At 61.5% G+C, this 15,449-nt stretch carries 19 protein-coding genes; 8 read left to right on the top strand and 11 right to left on the bottom strand.

Translation table 11 applies throughout. The features are described 5' to 3' along the window. Nucleotides 1-180: 180 nt before the first annotated feature. From DV707_RS17750 to DV707_RS17735, 4 genes are all read right to left on the bottom strand, one after another. Nucleotides 181-1,134, bottom strand: a complete 954-nt coding sequence (locus DV707_RS17750) for an APC family permease (protein ID WP_338072206.1) — start codon at nucleotides 1,132-1,134, stop codon at nucleotides 181-183. A gap of 51 nt (nucleotides 1,135-1,185) precedes the next feature. Beyond that, entirely contained in the window at nucleotides 1,186-1,434 is a 249-nt protein-coding gene (locus DV707_RS17745; RefSeq protein WP_103992998.1) for an amino acid permease, read from the bottom strand. A gap of 110 nt (nucleotides 1,435-1,544) precedes the next feature. Further along, entirely contained in the window at nucleotides 1,545-2,510 is a 966-nt protein-coding gene (locus DV707_RS17740; RefSeq protein WP_103992997.1) for an alpha/beta fold hydrolase, read from the bottom strand. Then, the gene (locus DV707_RS17735; RefSeq protein ID WP_136361944.1) at nucleotides 2,510-2,884 is read right to left on the bottom strand and encodes a hypothetical protein; all 375 of its coding nucleotides are present in this window, start codon (nucleotides 2,882-2,884) and stop codon (nucleotides 2,510-2,512) included. The genes DV707_RS17740 and DV707_RS17735 overlap by 1 nt, the downstream gene beginning before the upstream one ends. Nucleotides 2,885-3,297: 413 nt before the next feature. Here DV707_RS17735 and DV707_RS17730 point away from each other — a divergent pair, with 413 nt between their 5' ends. The 3 genes from DV707_RS17730 (at nucleotide 3,298) to DV707_RS17720 (ending at nucleotide 6,097) form a co-directional block, all read left to right on the top strand. Then, nucleotides 3,298-3,840 carry a hypothetical protein gene (locus DV707_RS17730; RefSeq protein WP_146063908.1) on the top strand — a complete coding sequence of 181 codons (543 nt, stop codon included), beginning with the start codon at nucleotides 3,298-3,300 and terminating at the stop codon, nucleotides 3,838-3,840. A gap of 371 nt (nucleotides 3,841-4,211) precedes the next feature. After that, the gene (locus DV707_RS17725; protein WP_103992994.1) at nucleotides 4,212-4,988 is read left to right on the top strand and encodes a CPBP family intramembrane glutamic endopeptidase; all 777 of its coding nucleotides are present in this window, start codon (nucleotides 4,212-4,214) and stop codon (nucleotides 4,986-4,988) included. 182 nt (nucleotides 4,989-5,170) lie between these two features. Next, nucleotides 5,171-6,097: a CPBP family intramembrane glutamic endopeptidase gene (locus DV707_RS17720; protein ID WP_136361943.1), complete on the top strand. Its 927-nt coding sequence runs from the start codon at nucleotides 5,171-5,173 to the stop codon at nucleotides 6,095-6,097. 134 nt (nucleotides 6,098-6,231) lie between these two features. On the opposite strand, the gene DV707_RS17715 is transcribed toward DV707_RS17720, so the two are convergent. The 4 genes from DV707_RS17715 to DV707_RS17700 are packed head-to-tail and all read right to left on the bottom strand — an operon-like array spanning nucleotide 6,232 to nucleotide 9,749. Further along, nucleotides 6,232-7,197, bottom strand: coding sequence for a CPBP family intramembrane glutamic endopeptidase (locus DV707_RS17715; protein ID WP_103992993.1), 966 nt, complete (start codon nucleotides 7,195-7,197; stop codon nucleotides 6,232-6,234). Between the two features lie 34 nt (nucleotides 7,198-7,231). Further along, nucleotides 7,232-8,104, bottom strand: a complete 873-nt coding sequence (locus DV707_RS17710; RefSeq protein WP_160113974.1) for a CPBP family intramembrane glutamic endopeptidase — start codon at nucleotides 8,102-8,104, stop codon at nucleotides 7,232-7,234. 4 nt (nucleotides 8,105-8,108) lie between these two features. Further along, nucleotides 8,109-8,996, bottom strand: a complete 888-nt coding sequence (locus DV707_RS17705) for a CPBP family intramembrane glutamic endopeptidase (protein WP_160113973.1) — start codon at nucleotides 8,994-8,996, stop codon at nucleotides 8,109-8,111. A gap of 15 nt (nucleotides 8,997-9,011) precedes the next feature. Next, on the bottom strand, nucleotides 9,012-9,749 hold the full coding sequence (locus DV707_RS17700) for a sensor domain-containing protein (RefSeq protein WP_160113972.1): 738 nt from the start codon (nucleotides 9,747-9,749) through the stop codon (nucleotides 9,012-9,014). A gap of 104 nt (nucleotides 9,750-9,853) precedes the next feature. Between DV707_RS17700 and DV707_RS17695 the strand changes: the two genes are divergently transcribed. Together DV707_RS17695 and DV707_RS17690 are read left to right on the top strand one after the other, a co-directional pair. Next, nucleotides 9,854-10,252: a DUF5518 domain-containing protein gene (locus tag DV707_RS17695; RefSeq protein WP_103992990.1), complete on the top strand. Its 399-nt coding sequence runs from the start codon at nucleotides 9,854-9,856 to the stop codon at nucleotides 10,250-10,252. Between the two features lie 23 nt (nucleotides 10,253-10,275). Continuing rightward, nucleotides 10,276-11,163: a CPBP family intramembrane glutamic endopeptidase gene (locus tag DV707_RS17690; RefSeq protein WP_103992989.1), complete on the top strand. Its 888-nt coding sequence runs from the start codon at nucleotides 10,276-10,278 to the stop codon at nucleotides 11,161-11,163. Between the two features lie 244 nt (nucleotides 11,164-11,407). Here the strand turns inward: DV707_RS17690 and DV707_RS19130 are convergent, their stop codons facing one another. Then, on the bottom strand, nucleotides 11,408-11,674 hold the full coding sequence (locus tag DV707_RS19130; RefSeq protein WP_235010851.1) for a hypothetical protein: 267 nt from the start codon (nucleotides 11,672-11,674) through the stop codon (nucleotides 11,408-11,410). On the opposite strand from DV707_RS19130, the gene DV707_RS19350 reads away from it, so the two are divergent. The 3 genes from DV707_RS19350 (at nucleotide 11,558) to DV707_RS17675 (ending at nucleotide 13,826) form a co-directional block, all read left to right on the top strand. Then, nucleotides 11,558-11,995, top strand: a complete 438-nt coding sequence (locus DV707_RS19350; RefSeq protein WP_394337417.1) for a CPBP family intramembrane glutamic endopeptidase — start codon at nucleotides 11,558-11,560, stop codon at nucleotides 11,993-11,995. The two genes, DV707_RS19130 and DV707_RS19350, sit on opposite strands and share 117 nt — an antisense overlap. Before the next feature lie 148 nt (nucleotides 11,996-12,143). After that, nucleotides 12,144-13,079 (top strand): CPBP family intramembrane glutamic endopeptidase, encoded by a 936-nt coding sequence (locus DV707_RS17680; protein WP_103992987.1) that lies wholly within the window; start codon nucleotides 12,144-12,146, stop codon nucleotides 13,077-13,079. A 189-nt stretch (nucleotides 13,080-13,268) separates the two neighbouring features. Continuing rightward, on the top strand, nucleotides 13,269-13,826 hold the full coding sequence (locus DV707_RS17675) for a hypothetical protein (protein WP_103992986.1): 558 nt from the start codon (nucleotides 13,269-13,271) through the stop codon (nucleotides 13,824-13,826). A gap of 369 nt (nucleotides 13,827-14,195) precedes the next feature. Here DV707_RS17675 and DV707_RS17670 read toward each other — a convergent pair whose 3' ends face one another. Together DV707_RS17670 and DV707_RS17665 are read right to left on the bottom strand one after the other, a co-directional pair. Beyond that, the gene (locus tag DV707_RS17670) at nucleotides 14,196-14,657 is read right to left on the bottom strand and encodes a hypothetical protein (protein WP_103992985.1); all 462 of its coding nucleotides are present in this window, start codon (nucleotides 14,655-14,657) and stop codon (nucleotides 14,196-14,198) included. Between the two features lie 129 nt (nucleotides 14,658-14,786). Beyond that, nucleotides 14,787-15,446 (bottom strand): CPBP family intramembrane glutamic endopeptidase, encoded by a 660-nt coding sequence (locus DV707_RS17665; RefSeq protein ID WP_103992984.1) that lies wholly within the window; start codon nucleotides 15,444-15,446, stop codon nucleotides 14,787-14,789. Nucleotides 15,447-15,449 lie beyond the last annotated feature (3 nt).

Raw genomic sequence — 15,449 nt, 5'->3', positions numbered from 1 at the left:
CCGTGAGATCAACTCGCCAGCGGCCGATCGGAGAAGTGGTGGCGGAAGACATTGCTGTTCACGCATCATAGTACGCGCTCCGAAATCGTTAATCAAAGCGAACGTTCTCGGTCGGTGGGAACGATATATAGTCTGTCCCCCGGCTCCTCCTGGCACTCGTACTGCCGGTCACTGGGGATGTTACACGAAACTGGACACGTAGAATACCAGCAGTCCGAGCGAGGAGCAAAGTCCGGCGAGAGCAGTTATCGAGAGGCGTCCAACCGTCAATGGGGCTGTGAACCCGCCGCGAGTGTCCGGTGCGTCGAACCGCAGTTTCAGGAGCGCGCCGTTGATGAGCACGAACACGACGAGCAGGCCGCCGTTCGCGAGGCCGGCCACCTGTCCGAGATCCCGGAGCAGCGCGAACGGTATCGTGATGCCACCGGTGAGAGCGATAGCGAGGTACGGCGTCCGGCGATCCGTGTGAACCCGTGCGAAGATCGTGGGGAAGGATCTGTACTCCGATTTCGAGACGCCGTACACAAGCCGTGACGTCGACACGAGCAGTATCAGGACCGTGTTGGCGGTCGAGGTGAGGGCGATCGCTCCGACGAGCGCGGCTGCCGCATCTCCCCCGGCGGCCCGTGCGACCAGGGACAGTGGCGAGGCCGAGTCACCCAGCACCTGCCAGTCGACCACGCCGACCGCGGATAGCGCTACGAGGATATAGAACACCGTCGTGATCCCGATGGCGAGCAGGATCGCTCGCGGGACGGTCCGCGTCGGATTCTCGGTCTCCTCGGCCACGTTGACGATGGAGCCGAAGCCGAGATACGCGAAAAAGGCAAGAAACGCACCTTCGACGACGCCGGGGACGCCGAACGGTGCCTCGAAGACCGCCACGGTCCCCCACGTCGTCCGGCCGAACCAAATCACGATCGCGAGTCCCGCGACCTCCGCGACGGTGAACAGCAGGTTGAGCTTCGCGGAGACGTCGATCCCCCAGAAATTGACTAGGGTGGCGAGGACGACCAGTCCCACGGCCACCGGGACGGTCGGGCCCTGGACGAACGTCCCGAGGTAGCCGGCAAAGGCGAGTGCCACGGCGGCCGCCGAGACGGCGCCCACGAACACGCGCAGGAACGCGGCCAGCTCCGCGAGCCGCTTGCTCTCGAACGCTTCCCGGACGTAAACGTAGTCGCCTTATCCCTTCGGGAACCGCGAGGCGAGTTCTGCATAGCTCAGCCCGGTGAACGAGGCGACGACGGCGGCGACGACAAAGGAGAGGGGTAACGCTTCGCCCGCCACGCCCGCGGCTTCGCCGAGAACCGCGTAGATGCCGGCGCCGAGAATAAGTCCGATGCCGTAGACGGCCACCTCGAACAGACCGAGGTCGCGACGTAACGTCGGGACAGCCGCCTCAGTCGCTCCAGTACCATCGGGCGCACTCATCTCTCGTTCGTCTCGAACTGTCTACAATACAATGGTATCTGTGCTTCGCGCTTTCCAAGAACCACCCGTCGAGCTGACGTCCGATCTATCTGGTTCAAGGACCGTCGCTGCTATGTTGATGTCACGAAGTCGGTGACAGCTCGCCTGATCACGTCCCCGTGGCCGAAGACGAGGTGACCGCCGGTTCTGTACGGCAGGAACTCGGCGTCTGGAATCCGGTCGACCATTCGCTCGACGTTCTCGAACGATGCGAGCGGGTCGTCCTCGGCGTGGATGACCAGTGTCGGCACGTCGAGGGTTTCGAGGGTGTACTCGTCGTGGTGTTCGACCATCGCGGTGTTGGTCACGCGTGCGTCGTTGACGATGCCCGGTTTTCGCGGCTCGACGGGGACCAGCGTGTCGAGTAATGCGTCGACTCGGTGGCGTCCCTCGGGCGACGCGGACCGGTAGTCGTCCCTGTCGATGCCGAACAGCGCGTGGAAGGCCCGCGGTGCGTGGTTCACGAGAAGCCAAAACACGGGATCATTCAGGATGGCGTGCGGTGGGCCGGTCGGTCCGACCAGCGGACGTTCGTTCGGCGCAGTCGACCCGATCAACACCAGCCCACGGGTCTGGTCGGGGTAGTCCAGCGCGAACCTGATCGCCGGTGCGCCGCCAGCCGACGTCCCGATCACGACGACGTCGTCGATACCGAGGTCGTCGAGCACCTCGACGTATGCCCGTGCCTGATTCTCGGGCGTGGCCTGCTCGGGTAGCTCCGAGCCCAGATACCCGAACCGGGAGACCCCGATGAGTCGGGCGTCTGTCTCAAGCAGGCCCTCGCCCGTCTGGATTGCCTGGTCGAACCCGCCGACGATGCCGTGCGAGACCAGTACCGGGACGCCGTCACCCCGCGTACAGTATTCGACCGTCCCGATCGACGTCTCGACTGTCTCGGTTGCCGACGCCTCGATGGCGGCGTACGCTCGTCGCATGTCCGACTCGTATCGTCGGTGGGCGTGCCGACCGACCGCGACGGAGGCACCGAGTGCACCGAGCAGGACGAGTGTTCGACCCGCGGCTCGAAGCGAGCGCATCAGGCCACCTCCTGGAGGCGCCGACTGGCGACTGTGACGATCGTCTCCGGATACGAGGATCTGAGTCCCGCCACGTGGACCAGGGTGAGGACGGCGTTGACCGGACCCCACGGCCCGGACAGGACCAATCCCGCCTGAAACACGGCACCGGCAGCATGAGCAGCCAGCACAGCACGCCCTCGCCAGAGAAGGGCAACCGCGAGCCCGAATTCGAAGACGGTGACCAGCGGTTGCATGATCCACAGGTTCGGTACGACGAGTCCAGTCCAGACGTCCGTATAGACACCTACGAACGCTTGATCGGCGAACCGAGCGTATATCTCGGGGGCCAGAACTCCGAGTGCGACGTGCGCGAGTGCCCCCAGCAGGTACATGACGCTCAACACGACCCGTGTGGCTTCCCAGCGACGACCGGGACCCTCCGTGATTGGGGTTTCCGGTTGATCAATACCTCTCGACCTGTTTTCCATCGACGTTCACAGTCCCAATTGGTACCTACATCGACATTACTTCGGCCCACCGTTCTCGTTGGGCGGGAACGTGAGACACATCGATGATACAGCGATACCGGGATCTACGTATGGGCTCGATGGATTCGACAACGGCTCCGTCATCCACGAGTGGCGAGACCCTCCGGAGAGTATCCGATATCGCCGGGTGGAAGCTTCTCGGAGCCGGGATTCTCTTGCAGGTCGTGCTTCTGTGGGACGTCGTGGCACTGGTTTCCATAGACGCACTCCTCGGAGGAACGCTCGATTCGAATGGATACCCCGTGGACGCTACGGTGATGGCTCTCAACCGGGTGCTCGTCGCCGGGGTGTGGGCGCTCGCTGTCGGAGGGATGTACTACTGGAGTCGCGAGCGCGGACTCTTCCGACAGATGTTCACGTGGCGTAAGCAGGGGCGCGTTCTCGTCGCGAGTCTCGCTGCCGTCGCGCTCCACGTGGTCGACAATATCGTGATGGCTACGATCGCCAACGAGTCGCTCGGACCGCAAGCGCTGGGGGAACACGCCTTCTTCGTCGGGCTGTATGGGCCGGTCGATGGGTCGGTCGTGTTCCTGCTACAGGGTCTGTACTACCTGTTCGAGGCGTCGATCGTGGTGTTCATGATCGGGCTGTTTCAGCGAGCTGGCGACCAGTGGTTCGGTCGAACGTACCTGCCGTGGGGAGGCATCGGCCTCGCGCTCACCTGGGGCGCACTCCACTATCTGATGCATCCCACGCTCGAAGTGGTGGTCCTTCCGCTGGCGATGGGTATTGTCTACGTTCTCGGGAGGAGACACGTCGTGCCGGTCTTACTGGCAGTGTTTCTCGTTTTCGTCGTGTGAGGGCGACGTCGTGCTATCGACGTTGCAGTTCCGCTGTGGACAGGGGATTCCGGCGCTACGCGATCGACTACCAATCAAGCCGACGGTCGAATATGTCCATCTCCCGTTCTGCTATGTGTACCACCCCGCAGCTCTGCCATCGTCTACCTCGTCGGCGAGTAACACTCCGTTCCAGTCTTCTTGGCAGTCTCGTTCGTCTTCATCGTGCTGGCCACGGTCCGAGGCGCACCAGCAGTCTCACTGAACAAGGGGGACCGCGATTTGTTCTCCAGTCGAGTCAGTGTCTATCCGAAGGGGCCGTGTAGGCACCCCGTTCCCAGTCGCTGAGAATGTTCCTGGTATTTTATTGATATTATAACGTATATTCATATATGTCAACTGAAGGCACCACCGAATCACACAGAGGAAGTCGATTCCAACGGTTCGACCCGCGACTTCTCGCTGTGCTCGTCGCACTCGGACTCCTGCTCGTTGCCATCGTAGGGCAATCGCTGCTTACTGGTGTTATCGGGGTAGCAATTCTGTCTGCGGTCGGACTCACGCTCGCTGATCCGACGGCGCTCGTCGTAATCGTGGTCTTCAATCAACTTGCACTGATCGGTATCGGAGCAGTATATCTGACTCGCCGGCTCGACGGGATTCCGTTCCGTAAGCCCTCGAAGAACGGCGTCCAGTGGCTGGCTGGCGGGCTCGTCATGATGTTTGTCGTATATGGACTACAGGCACTCGTCTATTCAGCGACAGAACTCGAGAACCCACCTGACGCGCTCGCTCAAGCCGGGGCTGCAGAGCCGTGGGTGTTCCTCGCGATGGCGGTCGTCGCGATCGTCTTCGTCGGTCCGGGCGAAGAACTCTTTTACCGTGGTGCGATTCAGGGCCGATTGCGTCGCGCTTTCGGGCCCAGAGGGGCAATCGCCCTCGCGTCACTCCTGTTTGCCGCGGTGCACATACCCAACTACCTCCTCGGAAACGTGAGTCTCCTCGCGCCCGGTGTCCTGTTCAATCTCGGGCTCATCGTGGTCATCGGAGCCATCATCGGGGCCGTCTACGAGTACACAGAGAATCTGCTGATCCCGATACTCATTCACGGACTCTACGACGCGATCATCTTGGTCGGCGTATACAGTGGTATCGCACCGTTCCTCTGAAATTGCGGGCATACAACGACTTCTCGATACCACTGCTTGCCGATCTCTAAAGGAACTATCCGAGAGTGCGGACCCGATGTTCATGTAGACGCGGCCTGCTGAATGGTACCGCTCCGTATCGTGTTCTCAGAAGTCGGGACTTGTAGCCGCGATTTAGTAGCGAAGCTACACTATCTACAGACATGACCTCCCTGGATAACTCGCCGACAGAGCCCCCGAACAGCGCCTGGAACGAGCCATCGACGGCGACACAACTGTCGTTTTCACCCTCACTCAAGCCCGTTCTCGTCTTCTTTCTCGTTTCCACACTTGCCGTGCCTGTGATGTTCCTCCTGGCCGATCCGCGGTTGCCACGGACACCGTTCTGGAGCAGGCTCTTTACCGCAACGGCGATCACGAGTGTCGCGGTGTTTGCATGGGGAGTGCTCCGCTGGGAAGGGGTTTCTGCAGCGGACATCGGACTCGATCGTGAACGCATGGTTTCGGGCGTCGTCCTGGTTGTCGCCATCTGGCTCGTCATCAACGTGGCTTCGTACGCGCTCCTGGTGTTCCGCGGCGATGCTGTGGCGCTGGGGTTGCCCGCGAGTCCGACGAACGGTCTCCCGGTGGGTGCTCCAGCCAGCCAAGTCGTCGGGATGGCAGTCACGCTGTGGATATTCGTCGGCATCGCCGAGGAGTTCGCCTTCCGGGGCTACCTCCAGAACAAGGTCGTCGCCATGCTCGGTGGCGGAACCGACCGCGTCCGCATGGCGGTCGGTATCCTGGGTGCCTCCGCGCTCTTCGCGCTCTGGCACATCCCGCAGATGGTTGTCGTCAGAGGAATCGTGGGTCCAGAGATACTCCTGTCACTTCTGGCGATAACGATTTATACGGTCGTCCTCGGAACGCTCTACGAACTCAGCCGAAATATCGTGTTCGTCGGGCTCCTCCACGGCACGTTTGACCTCAATCCCGTCTTCGTGGTCGGCGAGACCGGGGAGCCGATGACCGATCTCTCGCTGCTGGTCTATCCGCTGGCCATCGTCGCCCTTCTGCTCTACCGGCGGTGGGCCAGGGACGCACGGCCGACGGACTTTCGGCCACAGACGACGGGTCCCGCGATCGACTGACCCCGGTCTCCTCGGTCGCTCGGCAACTGGTCACGACGGACGCGTCTCACTGTGACCCGGATTCGACGCTCGTGAGTACACTCCCGAGAGTCGGAACCATAGTCCCCACGTGCTGCTACACGGAATCGATGGGCTCAGTGAGAGGGACTCGACAAGGATCCGAGTCGATTGGTAACTCGATCGGAGGTGAATACGACAACGACGATGATCGTCGCAGCGACGACGAGCAGTCCGGACTCGCCGACCCAAGTCGTCGCCAGCGCACCGCTCGAAAACGCGTCGAACGGCCCCTGAATGACGGCATTCCACGCGGAGTGACCCAGTATCGCCGGCCAGATACTTCCAGTTTCCAGCGTCCACGCCGACCAGAGCACCGTCAGTGACACGGCCACGACGACAAACAGTACCGCCGAGAGGATCCGGGAGCGTCCCGCAGCGTACTGTCCAGTCAGAATCGCGGGGACGTGCCAGCAGCCCCACAGAACGCCCCCCGTCAAAATCGGGGCTGGTACCCCGGCAGTAATCAGCCGAGAGGTCATATATCCCCGCCATCCGATCTCCTCGCCTGCTGCCGAGATAACACCGACGACTGCTCCGATCGTCGCGGCAAAGAGCAGGTCACCAGCGAATGCCGACAGCGGGTCCGACGTTCCTGCCGGAGCAGCAAACTCGACGAGACCGACTCCCCAGGCTGCACCGTACGCGATGGCGCCGACGCCGAACGGGAACAGTATCGCCTGGAGCACCCGAACGACCACCTCGCGACGCCTCAGTCGGAACGACAGGTCCTCGAATCCCTCGCCGTTGCCGAGTCGTGCGACAACCGAAGCGATCGCTGGCGTCCACATGAGTGGGATGATGTACTCGAGTTGCTGTTCAATGGGAGTCCCGGCACTGATAATCAGATACAGGAGTGGAATCGATATCAGGAGGACCACACCGAAATAGAGGAGGAGCCCCCTGCGAGCAGTGTGCACTTCTTCGAACGTCGGTGCGTCGTGAGCGTGTATTGAATTCATGACGTGATGGTGAAACTGCGAAGCATCTTGCCGTGCGATACGCGATGAGCTGCCGAACGAGTGGACGAAGGTTCCCTCCATGCTCCCGTTCTCGACGCTCTGTCCTGCCAGGCGGTCATCTACTCACCCCCCGTTGTCGCTGCGGGGAGAACTCGGGGGCGTTCGTCCCGCTCGCCCACCGACGGTAGTACCATGCCGTGAGGAGGAGGGCCGGAATGCCCACGACCAACGCGAGCTCGGAGACCGGAACCTCTGCCACGACGATCGGCTGCCAGTTGAACGTTCCGTGCAGGACGCCGACGAACACGACGTTGCGTGTGTACTCGTACAGCACCCCGAGGACGAGCCCCAGAAGGACGATCCCCAGTAACGACTGGGCGATGGCGACCGGCGACGTGACGCCGCCGATCAAGACTCGCTGGGGGATGTGGATGAGGGCAAACAGCAACACACCGGCGAAGATCGCGCCGGCCTTTCTGATTCGATTGTTACTGCCACCGAATAGCGCGATGACCTTGTTCTGGAGGTAGCCCCGGAAGGCGAATTCTTCGGCCATCCCGTTGAACGCGAGATACGCGATCCCGGCGACAGCCCACATCCCGGCCGACGCGTACTCGTCCGAGAGTTCGATGCTGATGCCCTCACCAGAGACCAACACCGTTCCGGCACCGACGACGTTGAGCAGCACGTAGAGCCCGACGACGGCGAGAACGCCCGGCAGGATGTGTTCCCGACCGAGCCCCACGGCCCGAGCGGTGACCCCGTCGAGCCGGAGAGCGATCCAGCCAATCCCAGCGATGACGGCGAACGTCGCCGACAGGACGACGAAGAAGCCGAACCGGCTCTCGAGGTGTGGGTAGATCGCGAGTGGGACGACCACGATGATCAGCCCCGTCACACCGAGCAACAGCGCCGGTGGTCCCAACCGTCGCTCGAACTCGATCGACGATTCCCCGTCGGCGGATCGGGAGGTGGAACGTAGTGTCATGGTGTTAGTCCGTCGGGTGTGGGCGTCTCGCTTCGTCGCCATCCGAGAGATGACGTGCTCCTGCCTGTGCGGCGCCGGCGACGTCACCACGAGCGAGGCTCCGCCAGCCGAACGCCAGCAAGAGCGCGCCGACGAGGACCGCCCACGCCACGAAGCGGGCGAGTTCGCCGGTCGGCGTGAACATCCCCTCGACGGGGTAGAGTCCCTGTCCTGCGTTCACGCCGGCGTGGAACACCATCGTGAGCAGGACGCTGCCCCCAGTACTATTGTACAGTAACGTTGCGACGATCGAGATGCCGATGACGATGACCGCGTAGATGGGCAAGTCGACCGCCCAGCCGGTGACGCCCCGCTCGATGATACCAGCGGGTGCGTGCCAGACGGCCCAGACGACGCCGATGATGAGACTCGAGACGAGGGCGCTGTATCGTTCCTGTAGATAGGGGAGCGCGAATCCCCGCCAGCCGAGTTCCTCGTTGCCACCGCCCCAGATGAAGATGTTGAGATACGCCAGCGGGATGGACGCGAGTGGATTGACTTCGCTCCAGTTCAATCGTCCACCGAGCAGGAGGTGGATTCCTGCCATGAGCGCGTACAGGACCAGCGGGAGGCCGAGCGCGGCGAGCCACCAGCGCGGCGCGACGCGCCACCGGAGCACTTGCGAGAACCAGCCTTTCAGACTCCCGCCGGTGAGGTACGTCACGATGGCGGCCGAGACGGGCGGCCCGAAACTTCCGGCGACGAGGACGAGGATCGCGGTCGTGTTGTACGCCATCCACCCACGATCGATCGCAGTCAGTACCGGGAACCAAATCCCCCAGGTGATCGCGTAGGCACCGATGAAGAACGCGAGGACTGGGTGCTCCTCGATCCGCTGGCGAATAGAATGCATACGACTCATAGTAGATCACAACCCCTCGTCGTCTACCTGAAGCAGCTTGGCGGTGTACCGGGCGTGGAATCGGGCGAGGCTGTTCAGGAGGTTGAGCGCGACGAATAGGAACACGACACCGACGACGGAAGCCACGAGTGCCTCGGGGAACGTGTCGACGACCCATGGGCCGACGGTGTAGTCGCCGTCGACGACCACCCCACCGACTCCGAGGATCACATCCGGATCGTCGTAGATGAACGGGGCTGCCAGGAACGCACCCGTAACGGCACCACTGACGGTGAGTGCGACGAACGAGAGCAGTCCGAACCCGAACTTCGCCAGCACGAGGACGACACTCGTCCAAGTTGTCCGGGCCGTTACGAGTCGCTTGACAGCGTCGACGAACCCGTTCCCCGGGAAGACGAGCCCGCCAGAGATGTCGAACTCTGCGAGGAACGTCGGTACCGAGGCGTTCACGCCGCCGAGGTATCTGGCCAGCGCGGCTTCGAAGCCAGCGACAACCGTCGCAGCAAAGAGCGTCACGAGGAGGATCGGCAGCCCGATCCACGTGATAAGCAGCCCAAAGCCGAGCGCCACGCCGAAGACGAGACCGACGAAGTACACGAGTCCGAGCGGGAACGCGAGGGCGAGATACAGGAGGTTCTTGTACGTCTGTACCCGGAGGGGAGCACCGAGGTTTCGCCGGAGGATGAGAGAGAGCGTAGACTCAGCCGCTCCCGAAGCCTGGTTGGAGGCGGGATTTGAGGCCATCACGAATGGATATGTGAATTCAAAATACATTACATCAAGGGGCGGTTCTCGGCCCGCGGGACCAGGGAGTGCACTCTATTTTGCTGCTAGTTCGACTATCTAGCATGGTCGAACGAACCGAACTCAAGAATGCAGCCATCGGCGCAGTAGTAACGATCGTCCTCTCGTTCACGGGCTTCTCGGCACTGCTCGGCGGGGCGATAGCAGGCTACCTACAGAAGGTGCCCCCGAAGCGCGGTGCGAAGACCGGAGCCATCTCTGGTGGTATCGCGGTCGTTCCGATACTCCTGGTGCTCATTCTGGGCTTCGGGCTCTTCCTCTGGCAGCCTGGAGCGCTAGGAGTTCCCGGTGGCGTGGAACTCGCCATCATCCTGTTGGTCATGTTCCCGCTGCTGTTCGCCTGGATCATCGGGTTGAGCGCGGTCGGCGGCTATGTGGGCGCGTATCTCTATTCGAACGCGCAGTCGACGAGCCGTGAATCGGGAGCTCCGAGGGAGCAATAAGCACGTTAGAGGGGGTGTTTCTGATGAAAAACGCTGGTCTGGATTCACACAACGCCGAACCTCTCACGTTTCGAGCCGGACTTCCCCTCCTGGGCGTGTTTATCGCGTTCATGGCGATCTTTCTTGCTGGCTGGACCGCTTACGTCACGCCGACACTCCAGCACGTGTTTGGGTTGTCATCGACCGATCCGTGGCGAGTCGTCCTCAACGTATTTCCCGGGGCGATCATGCTGAGTGTCGGGTACGGCGTCCTCCGCCTGGAAGGCATCCGTTCTCGGGACGTCGGCTTCTCGTGGCCGCACGCTCGGTCGGGGACGGCCTGGTTCGTCGGCATCATCGTCGTGTTGAACGTGCTTCTCCTCTTGGTCGCAGTCGTCACGGGGGGTCAGTTGTCGTGGAGCTACACGGATCTAACACCCGTCCTGATCATCGTGTACGCCCTCATCAACTGGATCTTCGTCGGTATCGCAGAAGAACTCGTCGCCCGAGCCTACATGCAAAACAAACTGATTGCGCTCCTCGGCGGTGGACAGGATCGGTTCAGGAAAGCCCTCGCGATCGTCGTTGCCGCAGTGTTGTTTGCCCTCTGGCACGTCCCGCAGCGACTTCTCATTGGCGGGCTCGACGTCTCCCAGCTTCCTCTGAACCTCCTTCTGTTGCTCGTGGCGGGGCTCGTCTTTGGAGTCCTCTACGAGACGACCCGGAACGTAATCTTCGTCGGACTGCTGCACGGTGCGTACAACTTCGCGCCGATCGTGGCTAACGTTCGGTACGCTACTGAGGGATCGGCGGATATTCAGTTCCTTCTGCTCCTCGCCGTGGCTGGCCCTGTCGTAATCGGGGTCTGGGGATACTACCGATGGGCACACGACCATCGAACGAGCGATTTTCGACCACCGGTCGCCGGGTGAACGGCTCATGTCCAATATTTCGACGTTCACACGCCGGCATCCGATACTCGCGTACGCTGCCACCGCGTACACGTTTTCTTGGGTGGCGTGGGGACTGCAGTACCTCCAACCCAACCCGATGGGACCCGTCGGTACCCTTCTGTTCCTGCTTGGTGGGTTGGGACCGTTATTCGCAGGAGTGATCGTCGCCAGGCTCGTCGGTTCATTTGACGAGTTCCGAGACCGTTTGTTCCGCTGGCGTATCTCACCTGTCTGGTATGCTGTCTCGATTGGAGTCCCGCTCGTTGTTCTCGTCACCCTCGTTGCCATTGACTCGGTACTCGCCGACGGTCAGCTTCGACTCACCGGACTCCAGCCACTCACCACTCTTCCTGGTGCCATCCTGATTGGCCTCGTGCTCGGTGGACTCGAGGAACCCGGATGGCGCGGGTTCGCCCAGGCGCGTCTTCAGAAACAGCATAGTGCGCTTGCCGCAAGCGGTATCGTCGCGGTCATGTGGGTGGTGTGGCATCTCCCGCTATTCGTACTTCCGGGGACGTCCCAGTCGGAGTTCCCGTTAGTTCCATTCGCCGTGATGGGTCTAACGCTCGCAATCATATTCGCGTGGCTATTCAACAGTGCTGGCGGTAGCGTCCCGGTTGTAGTCCTCGCTCATGGCGCATATAATGGCACACTCGGGTGGTCAAGATTGCTCGAACCCGGCAATCAGTCGCTGGCTATCTTGATTGTTGGACTCGGACTAATCTCGGTCGCGCTGGTGTTCGTCTCTGGCCCCTCGACGCTCTCAACCAGTCCCGAATCGCGCTCGGAACCGTCGAATCCAGTACGATGAAACGTCCCCTCAATCTCATCGAACCGGTCGTTGGCACGGGCGCCACACGGGTCGGCCATCTACGGTGGTACTAGAACCTTCCCGAACGATGAGAGCAGGGACGCGAGTTTTTGTAATCTAGAGTGGAACTCTACGCTAGAGACCGACCATGACCTCCCTCCACAGCTTCGTTCGGAACCATCGCTTCTCGACGTTCGTCGTCCTCACGTTTGCCATCTCATGGGGTGGTGTGACTGCGCTCTATTTTGCCGATGTCGATCTCGGAAGTAGTGCCGGGCAAGGCGTTGGCACTATCATCTTCATGGGAGCCCCTGCCTTCGCGGCGATCACACTCCTCCGTTTTCGCCGAGTGTCCATTCGGAAGGGATCTGGTATTTACCTCGGGCGCATCCGGTGGGTTGCCCTTGGGTGGGTAGCACCGGTTGGACTGACCGCCGCGATGATTGGCGTCGGTCTCATACTTCCGGATACCACATTTACGACTGACTATTCGGCGTTCTTGATTGAACTCGGTTTCACAGAGGCAGAAGCCGTGGACACTATCGCAGAATTGGAGACGACCGGCGTTCCGGTAGTGATTCTCTTGACCGGTCTAGGACTCGTCCTCGGAGGAACGCTCTTTGCGCTCGCCGCCTTCGGCGAAGAACTCGGCTGGCGGGGGCTGTTGCTCTCGGAGTTGGCACCACTCGGATTCTGGAAACTGTCGCTCTGGACGGGCGTAATCTGGGGAATCTGGCACACCCCGCTCATCCTTCTCGGGCTCCAGTTCCCGGACGAGCCAGTGATCGGGGTCTTCACAATGACTATTGCGACCCTGGCTTGGTCGCCGATATACACATACCTGACCGTCCGGGCCCGGTCGGTGCTCGCCGCGACGTTTTTTCATAGATCATTCATTTTTGGTGTATTCACGTCAGTATTCCTGACAGGTAGGGGAGAACTCGTGATTTCTCCCTTTGGAGTCATCGGAATCGTGTCCGCACTGTTTGGCATTGCAGCGTGTGTAGCACACGATCGGCTTCTCGCTGACGAACAAATCACGATGGGTGAACCACTGAGCCCCTGGTCCCGCACTGAAGCGTGAAACTGCAGTGGTCGTTTGAAGAAGTAACGGAAACGTACGCCGCTACCCGTGGTCGTGAGGGCTTCCATCTGCCAGCCGAACGGGATCCCCTGGGTCACAGCGGGGACGGCTCGGAACACGGTCGTCGAGATTCGTCCCGGCCGGGAAGTGTCGACGTGTTTGAAGACCCGTGGCGTCGTCTCTTTACGTATGAAGGCTTTTGGCGCTCCTCGACCAGAGGCCGAAATACACCAGGAATTCCCGGCATACGGCCCGATTGAGGCCATCCTTGGGTACGTGCTGTTCTACGTCTTGGTCGATCGCGCGACGCCGGTCGTCGTCGAGACATTCAGCGAAACCGTGCTCGACCTGTCGCCGTCGTTCCTCCAGTTCGGGCTGGCGATGGCACTGTGGTTCGTCCTCGCCGTGACTGCTGTCGACCAGGTGCGTCGTCAGCTGGCGGCACTCGGACTCGTCTCTTATGATGAGTATCAGCTCCGAGTGTGGTCGCGAGTGACACCCTCATCGCTGCGAACCACGGGCTACCTCGTAGCTCTCGTCGTCGGGGGTGGCGTCGCGGTCCTGACCTTCCAGCGTGCGGTCGAGACACTGGTGTCGCTAATCCCCCTTTTCGCCACAGTGGATCCTGCTAGATTCGACATCATCGGTCTTCTCGCGATGGTCGCGTTTTTTGTCGCGTACGGTATAGCTACCCATTCTCTGGACAGGCTGGTCATCGGGGCGATTCACGCGCTCTCAGCGGACTGAACTGATCTCCGAACGTAGCTACTGACGACCAGCAAACGATAAACCGACACGAACTAATCGACATCGCGACGGTCCGACTGAGTGCTCTCTTCCTTGGTGAGACGAAGTTTTTCGTTCGATCCGTCGACGCTCCGGCGCTTGTTGACGCCACCATTGAGACGATGCCACCGGTCGACAACATCGACGACCCGAGCACTGCTGGTCGGCACGATGTCGTGGTCGACACTCCGCTGAGGGAGTTCGAGACTCCGTTTCTGTCCTGGCAGTGACTGGGGCCGGAGTACCCGACGCTCGTGTATCATTACGGCAGCGGAGAGCGACCGTTCGATGTAGGACGGTTCAGCACGACCTCATTTCGGCGACTGTTCCTCACACTGGGGGAGGATCTCCCCACTCAATCTGATCGCGCCAGCCGACTTCCTCGCCAGCGACGCTCGTGACCAGCACGTAGACGAACCCGATAACCAGGATCGGTGGATCGGGGATCGACAGCGCGAGGCTCCCACCGGGTGACCGGTAACCGCCGACGGCGAGCAGCAACAGCATGGGACTGAACGCGAGGACGAGCAGGTACCAGCCGAGACCGGCCCGCCAGTCGACGAGTCTGGTTCCGAGGTCACGGAGTCCCTGCTCGCCGGTGAGGACGGCCGTGAGGACGAGGCCGACGATAGTGGGTGCGAAGCCGCCGATTTTCTCGATGGGCCTGGCCTTGACGAGACCGAACGCGACCGGCCACCAGATTCCCCAGGTGATGAGAACGGTGACACAGACGAACGCGGGGACTGGCCGCTCTCGAACGACCGTCTCGATCCGATCGGTTCGTCGCGCCACTTCCCGTCACCCCCAGATGGAGTTCACGACGAGTGCCAGTTTGTTTGAGCAGTAGTGCGCCACGATTGGAGCCACGAGCGTCCGTGATTTCATGAACAGGAGGCCGTAGAGCAGTCCTTTCGCCGTCTGCTATGTCAGTCGTCCCAGTGCGATGATCGGATCGCCGCCGTCGGCCACCCAGAAGAAGCCAAAGAAGTCGTTTGGCACGTGACTGAGGCCGAACAGGACGCCCGAGGTGATCCACGCACGCTCCTGGGTGACGACCCGCTCGAGTTTCGTCTGAAGAACACCTCGGAAGAGAAATTCTTCTTTGAACACCGGCGTGTAGAGGCCGAGCAACAGTGCGGCGGCCGATTCGGTCCCGCTGAAACCGAACGCGAGTGGTGCGAGACCGAAGAGGACACCGACGCCGACCAACAGAAGCGTGGGTCGCCAGGCGACCGGTCGTCGAAACCCCAGGTCGGCGAGCGATCGACCGTGGACGCCGAGTTCGAGGACTGCGGGAACGACGACTGCTGTCAGCGCACCGAGCAGGAACACGAACCCGAACGTCTGACCGCCGATACTGGCGAACACGGGGTTGTAGGAAAGCACGTCGCGGAAGAGCAAAATCGGGTACGTGACCGCGCCGGCTGTCAGCGCAAACAGAACCCCGACCTCGAGGAGTTCGCGACGACGCTCGATTGTCGAGGGCAGGCGTTCCGGATAGGGCCCGCCCCAGCGGCGGGCGATGTCGACGAACGCGAGTGCTCCGAGCGCACCCCCGAAGAGCTGTACTGCCGAAGTCATTGT

The sequence above is a fragment of the Halobellus limi genome, from assembly GCF_004799685.1.
Lineage (GTDB): Archaea > Halobacteriota > Halobacteria > Halobacteriales > Haloferacaceae > Haloquadratum > Haloquadratum limi.
The sequence above is the reverse complement of the archived record's forward strand: the minus strand, read 5'-3'. Positions and strand labels throughout refer to the sequence as shown.

Excerpts from the sequence above, each read along its gene's own strand:
- DV707_RS17745 (WP_103992998.1), bottom strand. The coding sequence starts at position 1,434 with ATGAGTGCGCCCGATGGTACTGGAGCGACTGAGGCGGCTGTCCCGACG.
- DV707_RS17740 (WP_103992997.1), bottom strand. The coding sequence starts at position 2,510 with ATGCGCTCGCTTCGAGCCGCGGGTCGAACACTCGTCCTGCTCGGTGCA.
- DV707_RS17735 (WP_136361944.1), bottom strand. The coding sequence starts at position 2,884 with ATGTACCTGCTGGGGGCACTCGCGCACGTCGCACTCGGAGTTCTGGCC.
- DV707_RS17730 (WP_146063908.1), top strand. The coding sequence starts at position 3,298 with ATGGCTCTCAACCGGGTGCTCGTCGCCGGGGTGTGGGCGCTCGCTGTC.
- DV707_RS17725 (WP_103992994.1), top strand. The coding sequence starts at position 4,212 with ATGTCAACTGAAGGCACCACCGAATCACACAGAGGAAGTCGATTCCAA.
- DV707_RS17720 (WP_136361943.1), top strand. The coding sequence starts at position 5,171 with ATGACCTCCCTGGATAACTCGCCGACAGAGCCCCCGAACAGCGCCTGG.
- DV707_RS17715 (WP_103992993.1), bottom strand. The coding sequence starts at position 7,197 with ATGGAGGGAACCTTCGTCCACTCGTTCGGCAGCTCATCGCGTATCGCA.
- DV707_RS17710 (WP_160113974.1), bottom strand. The coding sequence starts at position 8,104 with ATGACACTACGTTCCACCTCCCGATCCGCCGACGGGGAATCGTCGATC.
- DV707_RS17705 (WP_160113973.1), bottom strand. The coding sequence starts at position 8,996 with ATGCATTCTATTCGCCAGCGGATCGAGGAGCACCCAGTCCTCGCGTTC.
- DV707_RS17700 (WP_160113972.1), bottom strand. The coding sequence starts at position 9,749 with ATGGCCTCAAATCCCGCCTCCAACCAGGCTTCGGGAGCGGCTGAGTCT.
- DV707_RS17695 (WP_103992990.1), top strand. The coding sequence starts at position 9,854 with ATGGTCGAACGAACCGAACTCAAGAATGCAGCCATCGGCGCAGTAGTA.
- DV707_RS17690 (WP_103992989.1), top strand. The coding sequence starts at position 10,276 with ATGAAAAACGCTGGTCTGGATTCACACAACGCCGAACCTCTCACGTTT.
- DV707_RS19130 (WP_235010851.1), bottom strand. The coding sequence starts at position 11,674 with ATGCCACACCACCCACATGACCGCGACGATACCGCTTGCGGCAAGCGC.
- DV707_RS17680 (WP_103992987.1), top strand. The coding sequence starts at position 12,144 with ATGACCTCCCTCCACAGCTTCGTTCGGAACCATCGCTTCTCGACGTTC.
- DV707_RS17675 (WP_103992986.1), top strand. The coding sequence starts at position 13,269 with ATGAAGGCTTTTGGCGCTCCTCGACCAGAGGCCGAAATACACCAGGAA.
- DV707_RS17665 (WP_103992984.1), bottom strand. The coding sequence starts at position 15,446 with ATGACTTCGGCAGTACAGCTCTTCGGGGGTGCGCTCGGAGCACTCGCG.